This window comes from Mesorhizobium sp. W067 (assembly GCF_054719525.1).
The window spans coordinates 5,509,743-5,524,327 of record NZ_JBTTII010000001.1; the positions used below are offsets into that span (position 1 = coordinate 5,509,743).

A 14,585-nucleotide genomic window follows, 5' to 3' on the forward strand; every position below is an offset into this window, starting at 1 on the left:
GTTGCGGTTACAGGTGAAGCGGCTGACTTATAGAAATGGTGCCATTCCCTTGCCGTCGTCCCAAGGACGAATGCCGGGCTAGCGATCCGACACTGGCCGGCAATCTTTTTCGAACCCTGATTTTCAGCGAGACTCTGGCGCATTGCAAAAATGTGGTCAGACCATACTTGCCGGTCTATAAACCCTGCGATCCAAGTTCCGCGCCGCCACGCTCCGCACCGGGCGCAGCCAGCCAGCCAAGGAAAATTCATGCCTGCCTATCGCTCCCGCACCACCACCCACGGCCGCAACATGGCCGGCGCCCGCGGCCTGTGGCGCGCCACAGGCATGAAGGACTCGGATTTCGGCAAGCCGATCATTGCGGTGGTCAACTCCTTCACCCAGTTCGTGCCCGGCCATGTGCATCTGAAGGACCTTGGCCAGCTGGTGGCGCGCGAGATCGAGAAGGCGGGCGGCGTCGCCAAGGAATTCAACACCATCGCCGTCGATGACGGCATCGCCATGGGCCATGACGGCATGCTCTATTCGCTACCATCGCGCGAGCTGATCGCGGACTCGGTCGAATATATGGTCAACGCGCATTGCGCCGATGCCATGGTCTGCATCTCCAATTGCGACAAGATCACGCCCGGCATGCTGATGGCCTCCTTGCGCCTCAATATCCCAAGCGTCTTCGTCTCCGGGGGGCCGATGGAAGCCGGCAAGGTGGTGCTCGCCGGCAAGACACAAGCGCTCGACCTGGTCGACGCCATGGTTGCCGCCGCCGACGACAAGATCTCCGACGAGGACGTCAAGGTCATCGAACGCTCGGCCTGCCCGACCTGCGGCTCGTGCTCCGGCATGTTCACCGCCAATTCGATGAATTGCCTGACCGAGGCGCTCGGCCTGTCGCTACCCGGCAATGGCTCGACCCTCGCAACCCACGCCGACCGCAAGCGGCTGTTCGTCGAGGCCGGCCATCTCATCGTCGATCTCGCCCAGCGCTACTACGAGCAGGATGATGAGTCGGCACTGCCGCGCAGCATCGCCTCCAAAGGCGCCTTCGAGAACGCCATGACGCTCGATATCGCCATGGGCGGCTCGACCAACACCGTGCTGCATATCCTGGCCGCCGCCCATGAGGGCGAGGTCGATTTCACCATGGAAGACATCGACCGGCTGTCACGCCGCGTTCCGGTGCTGTGCAAGGTCGCACCAGCCAAGTCCGACGTGCATATGGAAGACGTCCACCGCGCCGGCGGCATCATGGCGATCCTCGGCCAGCTCGACAATGCCGGGCTGCTCAACCGCAACCTGCCCACGGTGCATACGGCGAGCCTCGGCGAAGCGCTCGACCATTGGGACATCTCCCGCACCTCGAGCCAGAGCGTCCGCGACTTCTTTCTCGCCGCTCCGGGTGGCGTGCCGACACAGGTCGCCTTCAGCCAGGACCGCCGCTGGGACGAGCTCGACCTCGACCGCGAGAAGGGCGTCATCCGCTCAGCCGAGACGCCGTTCTCGAAAGACGGCGGCCTTGCCGTGCTGAAAGGCAATCTGGCGCTCGACGGCTGCATCGTGAAGACGGCCGGCGTCGACGAGTCGATCCTGAAGTTCACCGGCCCGGCCCGCGTGTTCGAAAGCCAGGACGCTTCCGTGAAGGCGATCCTGTCCAACGAAATCAAGGCCGGCGATGTCGTCGTCATCCGCTATGAAGGACCGCGCGGCGGTCCCGGCATGCAGGAAATGCTCTACCCCACGAGCTATCTAAAGTCGAAAGGCCTCGGCAAGGCCTGCGCGCTGGTCACCGACGGCCGCTTCTCCGGCGGCACATCAGGCCTGTCGATCGGCCATGCCTCGCCCGAAGCAGCGGAAGGCGGCACGATCGGACTGGTGCAGGAAGGCGATACGATCGAGATCGACATCCCCAACCGCACGATCCGGCTTGCTGTCAGCGACGCTGAACTCGACGCGCGCCGCGCGGCCATGGAGGCGAAGGGCGCCATGGCCTGGAAGCCCGAGGAAAAGCGCAAGCGCAAGGTGACGACCGCGCTGCGCGCTTACGCCGCCTTCGCCACCAGCGCCGACAAGGGCGCGGTGCGGCACGTGCCGGAGTGAGGGTGCGGCGCCGACCCCCACCCCGCTGCTGCGCAGCGACCCTCCCCACAAGGGGGAGGGTAAAGCTCACGGCATCAGCTGATATTCGTAAAGCTTCTGATACAGGCCGCCCTGGTTGAGCAGCGTGCGATGCGCGCCGCTTTCCACCACCTTGCCGGCCTCCAGCACCACGATCGTGTCGGCCTGGTGCACGGTCGACAGGCGGTGGGCAATGACGATGGTGGTGCGCCCGACCGTCAGCTGCTGCAGCGCGTCGCGGAACAGCGCCTCGGATTCGGCGTCGAGTGCGCTGGTCGCCTCGTCCAGAAGCAGGATTTCGGCATTGCGTAGCATGGCGCGTGCGATCGAGATGCGCTGGCGCTGGCCGCCTGACAGCAGCGCGCCATTCTCGCCGACATCCGTGTCGTAGCCTTTCGCCTGGGCGCTGATGAAGTCATGTGCATTGGCGGCCCTTGCGGCGGCCATCACTTCCTCGTCCGTGGCGCCCTCGCGCCCGAGCCTGATGTTGTGCATGATCGTGCCGGCAAACAGGAACGTGTCCTGGCTGACATAGGCGATCTTTTCCCTGACCGAGGTGAGCGTGGCACAAGAAATGTCCTGCCCGTCGAACATCACCCTGCCGCTCTGCGGGTCGTACATGCGCATGATCAGGTTGAGGATGGTCGACTTGCCGCTGCCCGAGGGTCCGACCAGCGCCGTCATCTTGCCGGCGGCAAGCGTCAGGTCCAGTCCCTCGAACACCGGCGCGCTTTCGGGGTAGGCGAAGCTGACATTGTCGAAATGGATCTCGCCCGGCCCGGCCCGCAGCGGCTTTGCATCCGGCTTTTCGGCCAGCGTCAGCGGCCGGTCGGCGAGCTGGAACATCATGCGCACGCCGACAATGCCGGTTTCAAGCGAGATGCGTACGCGGGCCAGGCGCTTGGCCGGCTCATAGGCCAACAGCAGCGCCGCGATGAAGGCCATGATGTTGCCCGGCATCTGACCGCCGCCGCCCAGAACCAGGAAGCCGCTGACAAAAACGGCGCCAGCGATGGCCAGCCCCGCAAGCGTTTCCATAACCGGGCTGGTGGCGGCCTCCAGCGTGGCGATGTTGTTGGCGCGGCTCTCCACGTCCGACACGGCCTTGTACATGCGCTTGCGCATGGCGCCTTCGAGGCCGAAGGATTTGACGACGCGCACGCCGATCGCAGTTTCCTGCATCACCTGCACGATCTGGCCGAGCGAACGGAATTCTTGCGAGGCAATTTTTCGGACGCGCTTCAGGATACGATTGACGCCGTAAATGGCGATCGGCCCGATCACCAGACAGATGAGGGACAGCGCCGGCTGCTGCCAGACCATCACACCCACCAGCGCAGCCAGCGTCACCAGATCGCGAACATAGGACGTGACGATTTGGTCGAGCACGCTGCGCGCGGCCTGGGCATTGTTCGTCATGCGCGAAATCAGTTCGGACGAAGAGGTCGAATGATAGAATTCGATGCCTTGCGCGAGAATGCTGTCATAGATCTTGCGCTGCCGGTCGGCGATGATGGCATTGCCGACCCTGCTCATGAAGTAGGCCTGGATGAAGTTTGCGAAGCCCTTGAGAATGAAAATCGCTCCGGTCGCCGCCGCGATCAGATTGACCTGCCCAATCCTCTTGTAAACCACGAATTCATTGGTGATTTCGCGCAGCATATAGGCGCTGGCTGCTGTCGTTGCCGCCACCACCAGCATCGACAGAATGGCCGCAGCGTAGCCAAATCTATGTGCGTGAAAGGATTCCCGCAAAAGCCTTGCGATAAGGCGCTGGTTTTCCGTCGAACGGAAGAAGCGAAACAAATGGCCGATCCCATGCCTGACTGACGAATTTCGGATTCGCCACCGGGGCGAAAGGCGGCTTATAGAGCGAGTTGTGACCGGATGGAACCTTTCGCTGTCGCGGAGACAATCGGCTGCGGCACGGTGTCTTTTGCGCCACGATTGCGGCGACTGATCTGCAGGGAGATGACGACAGATGGATTTCGATCTTGTTGTGCGCGGCGGAACGCTGCCCGACGGCACCGTCGCCGACCTAGGCGTCATCGGCGAGACGATCGTCGCCATCGAGTCCGAACTGCATGTCAGCGCCGGCACGGCGATCGACGCCCGTGGCAATCTGATCTCGCCGCCCTTCGTCGATCCGCATTTCCATATGGACGCGACGCTGTCCTACGGCATTCCACGCATCAACGCTTCGGGCACGCTGCTGGAAGGCATTTCGCTGTGGGGCGAACTGAAGCCGCTCTTGACCCATGACGCGGTGCGCGAGCGGGCGCTCGCCTATTGCGACTGGGCGGTCTCGATGGGCCTGCTCGCCATCCGTACCCATGTCGATGTCTGCGACGACCGGCTGCTGGCGGTCGAGGCGCTGCTCGACGTCAAGAAGATTGTCGCGCCCTATATCGATCTGCAACTGGTCGCTTTCCCGCAGGATGGCTTCTACCGTTCGCCGACGGCGCGCCAGAACACGCTGCGCGCGCTCGACGTGGGCGTCGACATCGTCGGCGGCATCCCGCATTTCGAACGCACCATGGCCGACGGCACGCGCTCGGTGACCGAATTGTGCGAAATCGCGGCGAAGCGCGGGCTGATGGTCGACCTGCATTGCGACGAGACCGACGATCCGTTGTCGCGCCACATCGAGCAGCTTGCCTATGAGACGCAGCGCCTTGGCCTGCAGGGCAAGGTAGCCGGCTCGCATCTGACTTCAATGCACTCGATGGACAATTACTACGTCTCCAAGCTGCTGCCGCTGATTGCCGAGGCCGGTGTGTCGGCGATCCCCAATCCGCTGATCAACATCATGCTGCAGGGCCGCCACGACACGTTTCCCAAACGCCGCGGAATGACCCGGGTGAAGGAGATGCTGGCGCTCGGCATCCGAGTCGGTTGGGGCCAGGATTGCGTTCTCGACCCCTGGTATTCGCTGGGCACCGCCGACATGCTCGACGTCGCCTTCATGGGGCTTCACGTCGCTCAGATGTCGAGCCCTGCCGACATGGCACGCTGCTTCGACATGGTCACCAATGTCAACGCCGCCATCATGGGCCTCGATCATCTCGGCCTTGCCGTGGGCAAGCGCGCCAGCTTCGTCATCCTCGATGCAGGCAACCCGATCGAGGCCTTGAGGCTGCGTGCCGAACGGCTGTGCGTCGTCGCCAGGGGCAAGGTGGTGGCCGAGCGCACGAAACAGGAGACACGGCTGTCGATCGCCGGCCGTCCCGGACAGGTGAACCGGCGGCACAAAACTGCGTAGAAACAGCCGATTTCCGCCGCTGGTCTTACCGATTTGCCTCGTCAAAGCGACCGCTTGCAGCTAGGGAGCCGCATGGCCCAGTCGCTCGTCCGCACCTTCACTATCAGGAACGCGCTTCTGGCCGGCATCCTCTTGATGCTGGCCGGCGACTTCATGTTCGCGCTGAACGACGCGATGGGCAAATGGCTGGTCGCCAGCTTCTCGGTGGGGCAGGTGGTGCTGATCCGATCGATCGGGGCCTTCATCGTGCTCGGCCCGATGATCGCCAACCAGGGCGCCGGCAGACTGTTCCAGATGGAGCGGCCGGTCCTCCAGATTCTGCGCGTGCTGGCGACCACGGTGGACACAGCCTTGTTTTACGCGGCCGTCGTCTATCTGCCGCTGGCCGATGTGATGAGCTTCTACATGGCCGGGCCGATCTATGTGGCGGCGCTGTCGCATTTCCTGCTCGGCGAAAAGGTCGGCTGGCGCCGCTGGGCCGCCATCCTGGTCGGCTTCTGCGGCGTGCTGATCATCTTGAAACCCTCTTCGGCGGCGTTTTCGCAGTCCTCGCTGTTCGCGCTGGTCGGCAGCCTCGCCTTCGCCTTTGCCATCATCCTCAGCCGCCGCCTGCGCGGCACCAGCGACACAACGCTGGTCACCTGGCAGACTATCGGCACGCTGCTGGTCGGCGGCGTGATGACCATAGGCGCCTGGCAGACGCCCTCGGCACTCGATTTCGGCGCCATGCTCCTGCTCGGCATCGTCTCCTGCAGCGCGCATCTGATGATTACCAGGGCGCTGAAACTGGCCCCTGCCTCGACGCTGGCGCCGCTGCACTACAGCCTGCTTCTATGGGCGGTGATCTTCGGCCTGGCATTCTTCGGCGACGTGCCGGGACCGCGCATCCTGATCGGCTCGGCCATCGTCGTGCTCGCCGGCCTGTTCATCTTCCACCGCCAGAAGGTGGTCGAAACAGTCGTGCCGCCGGAGAACGTGCCGAAAGGCGTGAATTGACCTAACCTTGGCGCACCGCCGCCAGATGCCGTGAAAACTCAGGCGTTTCCATCAGCGCCTTGCAACGGGCGAAGCGGCCGTCGGCATAGGCGCGGAAATCCTCGACCGGGTTGTTGTTGGCAAGCTGGATAAGGCCCCAGAGCGTCCACAACAGGTCGCACATCGCCTTGTAGGTGACGACGCGGCCGCGCTCGGCCGGTTTTGCCTCGCCGCCGAAATAGGCGCGCATCATCTCTTCCTCTTGCGTGGTGTCAAACCGGCCTTCGACCGAGAGGTCGCCGAGGTCCCAGAGCGGGTCGTTCATCCCCGAATATTCCCAGTCGACGATCCACATCCGCTCGCCCGTATCGAGAAAATTCTCGCACAGTGGATCGCAATGGCAGGCGGCAATCGGCAGTCTATGCGCGGCAAGGGACGCACGCACGGTGTCGGATTCGCGCACCACGTCGTGGTAGCCCGGCGGCAAGGCGACTTCCTTGGTCGACAAGACCTTGAGATAGTCGTCGATCATCGCAAACAGCTCGAAGCGGAACGGAAATACCGCACCGGACGTGTGCAGCTTGCGGAAGGCTTCGCCGGCGCGGGCCGGGCTGCCGGCGCGCAGCTTGAACTTTTCCGGCGACATCGTCACGGCGCCGGCAACGAAGCGGCTCGCCAGCACGCCTGTCGCGGGGTCGACATGCAGCACCTCGGGACTGACGCCCGCTTTGGCCGCCTCACGCGCCGCCACCGCTTCATTAGCGCGGTTGATATACTCCTCGGTGCCTTTGCCGGGGATACGCAGGCAGATATCGCCGGCCCGAAAGACGAGATTGGTCATCCCGCCCAGCCGCTCCAGCGGTCCGTCATAGCCCGCTAATGCCGGAATTGCCGCAAGTGTTGCGCGTGCCTCGTCGGTCCCCATGCCTGTTGCCCCTGGCGTGTTATTTCTTGCGACAACGGTTCCACAGTTTTCGCCGTTTGGCTATCATCCGATCGAGGGTGAGCAGCGAGCTGGCGGAGAAACAGCCATGGCGGGCAACAAGGATCATGGCGGGCTTGGCGCCGCCTATGCGGCGCAACGGCCCGAGGACGTCGCCGCGATCTATGACAGTTGGTCGGAAACCTACGATGCCGACATGTCGGCCGCCGGCTACCGCCATCCGACGATCTGCCTGGCCCTGCTCGCACGGCATCTGCCGCGCGGCGCCGCACCGCTTCTCGACGCCGGCGCCGGCACCGGGCTGATCGGCGAGTGGCTGGCCATCACCGGCTATCCCCAGGTCGAAGCGCTCGATATTTCGCAAGGCATGCTGTCTAAAGCGGCGGCAAAGGGCGTCTATTCGGCGCTGCATTGCCTGGCGCTCGGCGGGCCACTGCCCTTTGCCGACAATGCCTATGCCGGCATCGTCTCGGCCGGCGTTTTCACCTCCGGCCATGTCGGCGCCGAGGGGCTGGACGAACTGATCCGCGTCTGCCGTCCCGGTGGCGTCATCGTGCTGACCATCAAGAACACGCTGTGGAACGCCGGCTTCGCCGAACGCATCGCTGTACTCGAAGCTGAGGGCAGGGTTGTCCCCGCCGAGGAGACGGCGCCCTATGTCTCGATGCCGGGCGAGGCGGATACCGTGCCCAGCCGCGGCCTTGTGCTGCGCGTGAGCTGAATCCTTTGACCTCAAATCCGGGCTCGGGCTATGCCTTGATCCTGCTCATCGAAGGATCGTACATCGGCTCGAGATGGATCTTGGCCGGCGTCCGTTCCATCGCCACCACCAGCTCATAGTCGCCTGAGCTGAGAAAATCGTCGCTGACGCCATCGGCGTTGCGGACATAGCCATAGCCGATGTTCTTAGCCAGCGTGTAGCCATAACCGCCGCTGGTGAGATAGCCGACCGGTTCGCCATTGCGCAAAATCGTCTCGCGCCCGACCAGCACGATATCGGGATCGTCGACCGTGAAGCCGGCAAAGCGTTTCTTCAGGTCGGCGCCGCTGATCTTTTCGAGCGCCCGCCGGCCGACGAAATCCGTGTTCTTTCTCAGCTTCACCGCCCAGCCGAGGCCGGCCTCCTGAGGCGTGTCGTTGGGGGTGATGTCGGAGGCCCAGGCGCGGTAGCCTTTCTCCAGCCGAAGTGATTCCAGCGCCCGGTAGCCGATCGGCCGGATGCCGTGCGGCTTGCCTGCCGCCATCACCGTGTCGAAAATCTCGCCGGTGGCGGCGATCGGCACATGCAATTCCCAACCAAGCTCGCCGACATAGGTGACGCGCAGCGCCCGAACCGTATGACCGGCAATGGCGATCTCGCTGACATGGCCGAACGGGAAGGCGACATTCGAGACATCCGCGTCGGTGACGGCCGAAAGCACATCGCGGGCGCGCGGCCCCATCAGCGACAGCGTGCCGAAATCCTCGGTGACATCTTTCAACGTCACGTCGAGGCCCTTGCCGACATGGTCGCCGATCCAGGAGAGATCATGCGTGCGGAAGCCGGTGCCGGTCACGATGTAGAATTTGTCTTCGGCGAGCCTGGCCACCGTCAAATCGGCCTCGATGCCGCCGCGCGTGTTGAGAAGCTGCGTGTAGGTCAGCCGTCCCACCGGCTTGGCGACATCGTTGGCGCAGATCCAGTCCAGCGCCTTAGCCGCATCCGAACCCGTCATTTCGTATTTGGCGAAGGACGACTGGTCGAAGATGCCGACCTTCTCGCGCACATGGCGATGCTCTTCGCCGACCGGGCCAAACCAGTTCTGCCGGCCCATGGAATAAATGTCTTCGGATGTGGCGCCCTGCGGCGCGAACCAGTTCGGCCGTTCCCAGCCGAGCTTGGAGCCGAACACCGCGCGGTGCGCTTTCAGCCGCTCGTAGAGCGGCGAGACGATGCGCGGCCGGCCCGAGACGTACTCCTCATGCGGAAAGCCGATCGTGTAATGCTTGCCATAGGCTTCCAGCGTGCGATCGCTGACCCATTGCCGGTCGCGGTGCAAATTGGAAAAGCGCCTGATGTCGACCACCCAAAGGTCGAGCGGCGCTTCACCATCGACAACCCATTGCGCCAGCACCCAGCCGGCGCCGCCGCCGGAAGCGATGCCGAAGGCGTTGAAGCCGGCGCCGACGAACATGTTGGCGCATTCGGGCGCGACACCGAGGATGAAATTGCCGTCCGGCGTAAAACTCTCCGGCCCGTTGATCATCTGCTTGACGCCGACCGTCTCCAGCGCCGGCACGCGCGCGATCGCCTGGCTCATATGCTGTTCGAAATGATCGTAGTCGTCGTCGAACAGGCGGAACTCCCAGTCATCGGGGACATCGCCGCCGGGCAGGCCGGTCGCCCAGGCCTGCGGGTTCGGCTCATAGCCGCCCATCACCAGCCCGCCGACCTCTTCCTTGAAATAGGTACGGCGGTCGGGATCGCGGATTGTCGGCGCGTCGGTCGCCAGCCCGTCGACCTTCTCGGTGATGATGTACTGGTGCTTGACCGGTTGCAGCGGCACGCAAATGCCGGCCATCGCGCCGACCTGGCGTGACCATTGCCCGGCGCAGTTCACCACCTTGTCGCAAGCAATGTCGCCCTTGTTGGTCTTCACCGCGGTGATGTGCCCGTCCGTCACGTCAAAGCCGGTAACGCGGACGTCCTCGAACAGCTTGGCGCCATGCATGCGCGCGCCCTTGGCCAGCGACTGCGTGATGTCGGAGGGGCTGGCCTGCCCATCGGTCGGCAGCCAGGAGGCGCCGACGAGGTCGCCGGTCTCCAGCAGCGGCCACATCTTTTTGACCTCCCCCGGCGACAGCAACTGCATGTCCATGCCGAAGCTCCTGGCCGTCGTCGCCAGCCGTTTATATTCGGTCCAGCGGTCGGCATTGGTCGCAAGCCTGAGGCACCCGGTCATCTTCCAGCCGGTAGCGAGCCCGGTTTCGGCTTCCAGTCCCTTGTAGAGCTCGACCGAATATTTGAGCACGCGGGTGATCGAGGCCGACGAGCGCAGCTGGCCGACCAGCCCGGCCGCATGCCAGGTCGAGCCCGAGGTCAGCTTGCCCTGTTCCAGCAGCACGACATCGGCCTTGTGGTCGCGCGCCAGGTGATAGGCCGTCGAACAGCCCATAATGCCGCCGCCGATGACGACGATGCCGGCATGTGTGGGCAATGTCATGACTGGGTCCCGTACTTCGTGCGGTAATTGCCCAGCGCCGCGTCAAGCCGCGTCAGGTTCTCTGCGGTGTAGGCGACGTAGTCGATGCCGGGCGCGTCTAGGTAAAGTTCGGAAACCATGCTCCACATCGCCTCGCGCAGCAGCGAGGCGCATTGCATGGCCGCGTGCGAGCGGCGGATCGCCTCATCCGGCTCGCGCATGAAATACGCCGTGAGGAAAGTGAAGGACTCCGCGTCGCTCATCTCGGCGTTGGAGGCAACGCCGGCAAGATCGAACATCGCGGTGTTGAAACCGGCATATTCGAAATCGATGAGCCACAACCTGTCGCCATCGTCGAGAATATTTGCCGGCAAAAGATCATTGTGGCCGAAGACGATCGGCAGCAGTTTCTGGGCCCGCTCCAACTCGTCGGCCAGAGCCAGCAGCCTGGGCAGCTCGTCGCGCTTGCGGCTGCCGCCTTCGCTCAGCGTTCGCGCATAGTCGCGGATGACATGGAAGACCCAGAACATGAAGCCGGCGCCGGAGATGTGATTGGGCATCTCGCGATGGAACCCGCGCATAAGGGCCGCGACGCGGCCGATATTGGCGCGCACGTCCTCGGCAACATAGGTTTTCGCGCCGAGAAATTCCGTGACCATGATGCCGGGTTCGGAATGGTGGACCGCCGGCGCGAAGCCTGCGGCGTGCGCCGCGCGGGCCGTCATCACCTCGCGGTCGCGAAAGACGTGGTGAAATGGATAGTCCTGGCCGAAGCGCACGACATGCCGCCCGGCCGCGTCCTTGACCAGATAGTTGGCGTTGCTGAGGCCGCCCGGCAGCGGCGCAATGTCGATGCTGCCATTCCAGCAAGGCAAGGCCCGGATGCGGTCTTCAGCAGTCACGGGGCCATCCCTGACTTTTGCGGAGCTTTCCTGGGCGCCATGCGCCGCGCAACGAGCGTTGGGAAACGCAAAAAATCTCGTCGGTGCGGGACGCAGGAACTCCTATCCCGCGCCGCACCGACGAGCCCCTCTGGCCAGGTTTTGATACCCGGTCTCCGCCCCCGCGGATTTGAGAAACTTTTGTGCCAGTTCAAACCCAGACGGTCTGGCCAGACGGTCCGGTCCGTGAATTGCGGCTCTGCCATCACCCTCCCGTGGCAGTTCCGAAGCTGTCACGCCGTCAATGTCACGCCAGTGCTACCTAACTGTCAATGAAATGTTGCGACTTTTTTTGGGTGTTTTGCCCGAAACCACGAGCAATTCCTTTAAAAACGGCGGCATTGCCCTAAAACCGGGCAGGCCGCAAATTGAGGAAGCCAGATGATCCATTCGAAACGGCATGGCGAAATCCTCCGCCTCCTCAAGGAAGAGGGCACCGTCACCATTGCCAGCCTCGCCGACCGGCTGGGGGTTTCGCTTGAAACGGTGCGCCGGGATGTCAAGCCACTGACCGGCAATGGCTCGGTGCTCAAGATGCATGGCGCCATCGGCCTGCCGTCGATGGCCGGCGAAGCGCCCTTCGAGCGGCGCATGCGCGACAATGCCGAGGCCAAGCGTCTGATCGCCCGCATGGTCGCTGCCACCATTCGCGACGGTGAATCGGTCATGCTGGACACCGGCACCACGACCTCGTTCCTGGCCCGCGAACTGCTCGGCCACCGGCGGCTGACGGTCGTCACCAATTCATCCGACATCGCCCGCACGCTGGCCACCGTCAACGGCAACAAGGTCTATATGGCCGGGGGCGAATTGCGCAGCGATTCCGGGGCCGCCTTCGGCGCCTCGGCGATCGATTTCGTCAGCCGCTTCTCGGTCAGCCATGCGGTGATTTCGATCGGCGCCGTCGATGCCGCCGCAGGCCTTGCCGACTACGATCTGGAAGAGGCGGAGTTCGCCCGCATGGTGCTGTCGCGCGGCCAGCGCTCGCTGGTCATCACCGACCACACCAAGTTCGGTCGCCAGGGTCTGGTCCAGGTCTGCGGCTTCGACGGTTTTTCCGAACTCGCCACCGACCAGCCGCCGCCGCGCGACATTGCCTCGGCACTTGCCGAGGCTGGAGCGCGCCTCAGCATCGCTGCGGCCTAGCCAAACACCAGCGACTGGCGCGCCGCGATCCCGGCCCATGCCGCCACCCGATACCACGAAGGCGATGTTGTGCATCATGCGCGCCGCGTCGCCGGCCGCATAAGATGTCGTTCTGGTGAAAAATTGTTTTTCAATCATCCCGCTCTTCGCAATGTCCATGCAACTTGGCAGCCGCAAACAGCGCCTCGTCGAAATGCGGGCCGGGCGAATCGCCCGCATCAGCAATGAGGCCACCATGCTGCAAACGATGCCTTGTCTTTCCTGGACGCTTGCGCGCTCCGACCTGGAAGCGGACCCGGCTTGGCCGGACATTCCGCAACTTTCCGCCGGCGACGGTGTATGACGGTGTATAAGGTGTCCAGGATCAAGAACCTCAAAACCTATGACTGGCGCTTCGCATGACTGATCCACTGTCGGCGATCCTGGGCTTCGGCCTGCTTGGTGTCGGCTGTCTCGCCTTCACTGAAAAGATCCTGCCGCTGCCGCCCTCGCATGTGCTGCTGCTGTTCCTCGGCATGACGGCAGCCTCCGATCTCCTGGCGCTGGCGATCCTGCTTCTGGTGACGACGCTGTCCGCCATCACAGGCTGCCTTGTCTGGTATAGTGTGGGTCGTCGGATTGGCTTGGATCGTGCCGACAGGCTGGTCCAGCGTTTCGGCAAATATGTCTGCTTGCGCTATGCGACCTACAGCAAGCTTGGTCAGGCCTATCGCCGCCATCATGTCCGGGTCTCCTTGCTGGCGCAGTTCATCCCGACGGTTCGCAACTATCTGCCGATCGCGGCCGGCGCGCTCCGTCTTCCACTCTTGCCCTTCGCGGCGGCGACGCTGCTCGGCGCCACGCTATGGAACACCGGCTTCCTCGTCACCGGCTACCTTATGCGCGGCAGCGGCAGGGATTCCTATGCCATCGGTTTTCGCATCATCATCATCGTTTTGGCGCTGGAGACGGCGTTTATGCTCGCGCTTCGCTACGGTCCTGCCTGCCGGCGGCGCCTCGGGTTCGGCTGACCAGGAGGCGCCTCAAGCAGTATGGGTATAAGCTCCGCCTTCGGCTTTCCTTCCCCGGCGCGCCGGTGTTTAGTCCGGCCATGGCTTTCACCATCCGCCAGCTGCAGTTCTTCATTGCCGTCGCCGAGCAAGGCACGGTGTCGGGCGCCGCACAAAACCTCTCCATCTCGCAATCCTCGGTCACCGAGGCGATCAAGGAGCTGGAGAGCGATCTCGGCGTCGAATTGTTCGAGCGCCATCCGCGTGGCCTCAACATTACCCACAAAGGCCACCAGTTCCTGCGCCATGCGACCAAGATCCTGGCCGACGTCTCCGACGCGCGCCGCGCTTTTTCCGACGACCAGGTGGTGGCCGGCGGGCGGCTGCAGCTCGGCGTCACCTCGCTGGTCGCGGGCTATGTGCTGTCCGATCTGCTGGCGCGCTACCGCCGCGCCTATCCCGGCGTCGATGTCTCGGCCATCGAGGACAATGGCGACTATCTCGAACATCTGCTGATCGGCGGCAAGCTCGACATTGCCGTCATGGTCACCTCCAATTTGCGCGACCGCACCGCGCTGCAGTCGGAAATCCTCGAGGTCTCGGCCTACCGGCTGTGGGTCCCGCTCGGCCACAAGCTGGCCAGCGCCGACATTATCGGCATAGGCGACATTGCCGGCGAGCCGCTGATCATGCTGACCGTCGACGAGATCGAGGAGAACACCGGCAAGCTTCTGGCGGCGATCGGCGCCAGGCCGCATGTCGCCTTTCGCACCCGCTCGGTCGAAGCCGTTCGCAGCCTCGTCGCCACAGGTGCGGGCGTGGCGTTGCTGCCCGACCTAGTCTACCGGCCGTGGTCGCTGGAAGGCGACCGCATCGAATCGCGCGACATTTCGGGTTCCCTGCCGGTCGTCCAGGTCGGCATGGTCTGGCGCCGCGGCTCCGGTCTGCCGCAGGCGTCGCGCGACTTCATCGGCCTTGCCCAGTCGCAGCGTATGGTACGCCAGCAGCGTTGATAGGGTGCGTGGTTATCTATCG

Annotated in this window: 12 protein-coding genes; 8 read left to right on the forward strand and 4 right to left on the reverse strand. The window is 63.8% G+C overall.

Annotated elements, in window-relative coordinates; genetic code table 11:
- Nucleotides 1-249: 249 nt before the first annotated feature.
- Nucleotides 250-2,094, forward strand: coding sequence for a dihydroxy-acid dehydratase (ilvD, locus tag ACYG97_RS26860; RefSeq protein WP_023692643.1), 1,845 nt, complete (start codon nt 250-252; stop codon nt 2,092-2,094).
- 66 nt (nt 2,095-2,160) lie between these two features.
- Here ilvD and ACYG97_RS26865 read toward each other — a convergent pair whose 3' ends face one another.
- On the reverse strand, nt 2,161-3,918 hold the full coding sequence (locus ACYG97_RS26865) for an ABC transporter ATP-binding protein (RefSeq protein WP_023685110.1): 1,758 nt from the start codon (nt 3,916-3,918) through the stop codon (nt 2,161-2,163).
- A 175-nt stretch (nt 3,919-4,093) separates the two neighbouring features.
- Between ACYG97_RS26865 and ACYG97_RS26870 the strand changes: the two genes are divergently transcribed.
- Nucleotides 4,094-5,374 carry an amidohydrolase family protein gene (locus tag ACYG97_RS26870; RefSeq protein WP_023732498.1) on the forward strand — a complete coding sequence of 427 codons (1,281 nt, stop codon included), beginning with the start codon at nt 4,094-4,096 and terminating at the stop codon, nt 5,372-5,374.
- Between the two features lie 72 nt (nt 5,375-5,446).
- A complete protein-coding gene (locus ACYG97_RS26875) occupies nt 5,447-6,370 on the forward strand; it encodes a DMT family transporter (RefSeq protein ID WP_023732497.1) in 924 nt (307 codons plus the stop codon).
- A 1-nt stretch (nt 6,371) separates the two neighbouring features.
- On the opposite strand, the gene ACYG97_RS26880 is transcribed toward ACYG97_RS26875, so the two are convergent.
- Complete coding sequence (locus ACYG97_RS26880) at nt 6,372-7,274, reverse strand: phosphotransferase family protein (protein WP_023732496.1); 903 nt, start codon at nt 7,272-7,274, stop codon at nt 6,372-6,374.
- 106 nt (nt 7,275-7,380) lie between these two features.
- On the opposite strand from ACYG97_RS26880, the gene ACYG97_RS26885 reads away from it, so the two are divergent.
- Entirely contained in the window at nt 7,381-8,013 is a 633-nt protein-coding gene (locus ACYG97_RS26885) for a class I SAM-dependent DNA methyltransferase (protein WP_023732495.1), read from the forward strand.
- Between the two features lie 28 nt (nt 8,014-8,041).
- Here ACYG97_RS26885 and ACYG97_RS26890 read toward each other — a convergent pair whose 3' ends face one another.
- Both ACYG97_RS26890 and ACYG97_RS26895 read right to left on the reverse strand, forming a co-directional pair.
- Nucleotides 8,042-10,495, reverse strand: a complete 2,454-nt coding sequence (locus ACYG97_RS26890; RefSeq protein WP_023732494.1) for a GcvT family protein — start codon at nt 10,493-10,495, stop codon at nt 8,042-8,044.
- Nucleotides 10,492-11,376, reverse strand: a complete 885-nt coding sequence (locus ACYG97_RS26895) for a phosphotransferase family protein (RefSeq protein WP_023732493.1) — start codon at nt 11,374-11,376, stop codon at nt 10,492-10,494. Before ACYG97_RS26895 ends, ACYG97_RS26890 begins: the two co-directional genes overlap by 4 nt.
- A 420-nt stretch (nt 11,377-11,796) precedes the next feature.
- Between ACYG97_RS26895 and ACYG97_RS26900 the strand changes: the two genes are divergently transcribed.
- The 4 genes from ACYG97_RS26900 (at nt 11,797) to ACYG97_RS26915 (ending at nt 14,563) form a co-directional block, all read left to right on the forward strand.
- A complete protein-coding gene (locus tag ACYG97_RS26900) occupies nt 11,797-12,561 on the forward strand; it encodes a DeoR/GlpR family DNA-binding transcription regulator (RefSeq protein WP_023685103.1) in 765 nt (254 codons plus the stop codon).
- 157 nt (nt 12,562-12,718) lie between these two features.
- Nucleotides 12,719-12,904: a hypothetical protein gene (locus tag ACYG97_RS26905; protein ID WP_156933986.1), complete on the forward strand. Its 186-nt coding sequence runs from the start codon at nt 12,719-12,721 to the stop codon at nt 12,902-12,904.
- A 55-nt stretch (nt 12,905-12,959) separates the two neighbouring features.
- On the forward strand, nt 12,960-13,571 hold the full coding sequence (locus tag ACYG97_RS26910) for a DedA family protein (protein WP_023732491.1): 612 nt from the start codon (nt 12,960-12,962) through the stop codon (nt 13,569-13,571).
- An 80-nt stretch (nt 13,572-13,651) separates the two neighbouring features.
- Nucleotides 13,652-14,563, forward strand: a complete 912-nt coding sequence (locus tag ACYG97_RS26915) for a LysR family transcriptional regulator (protein ID WP_023673412.1) — start codon at nt 13,652-13,654, stop codon at nt 14,561-14,563.
- The last annotated feature ends 22 nt before the right edge of the window (nt 14,564-14,585 follow it).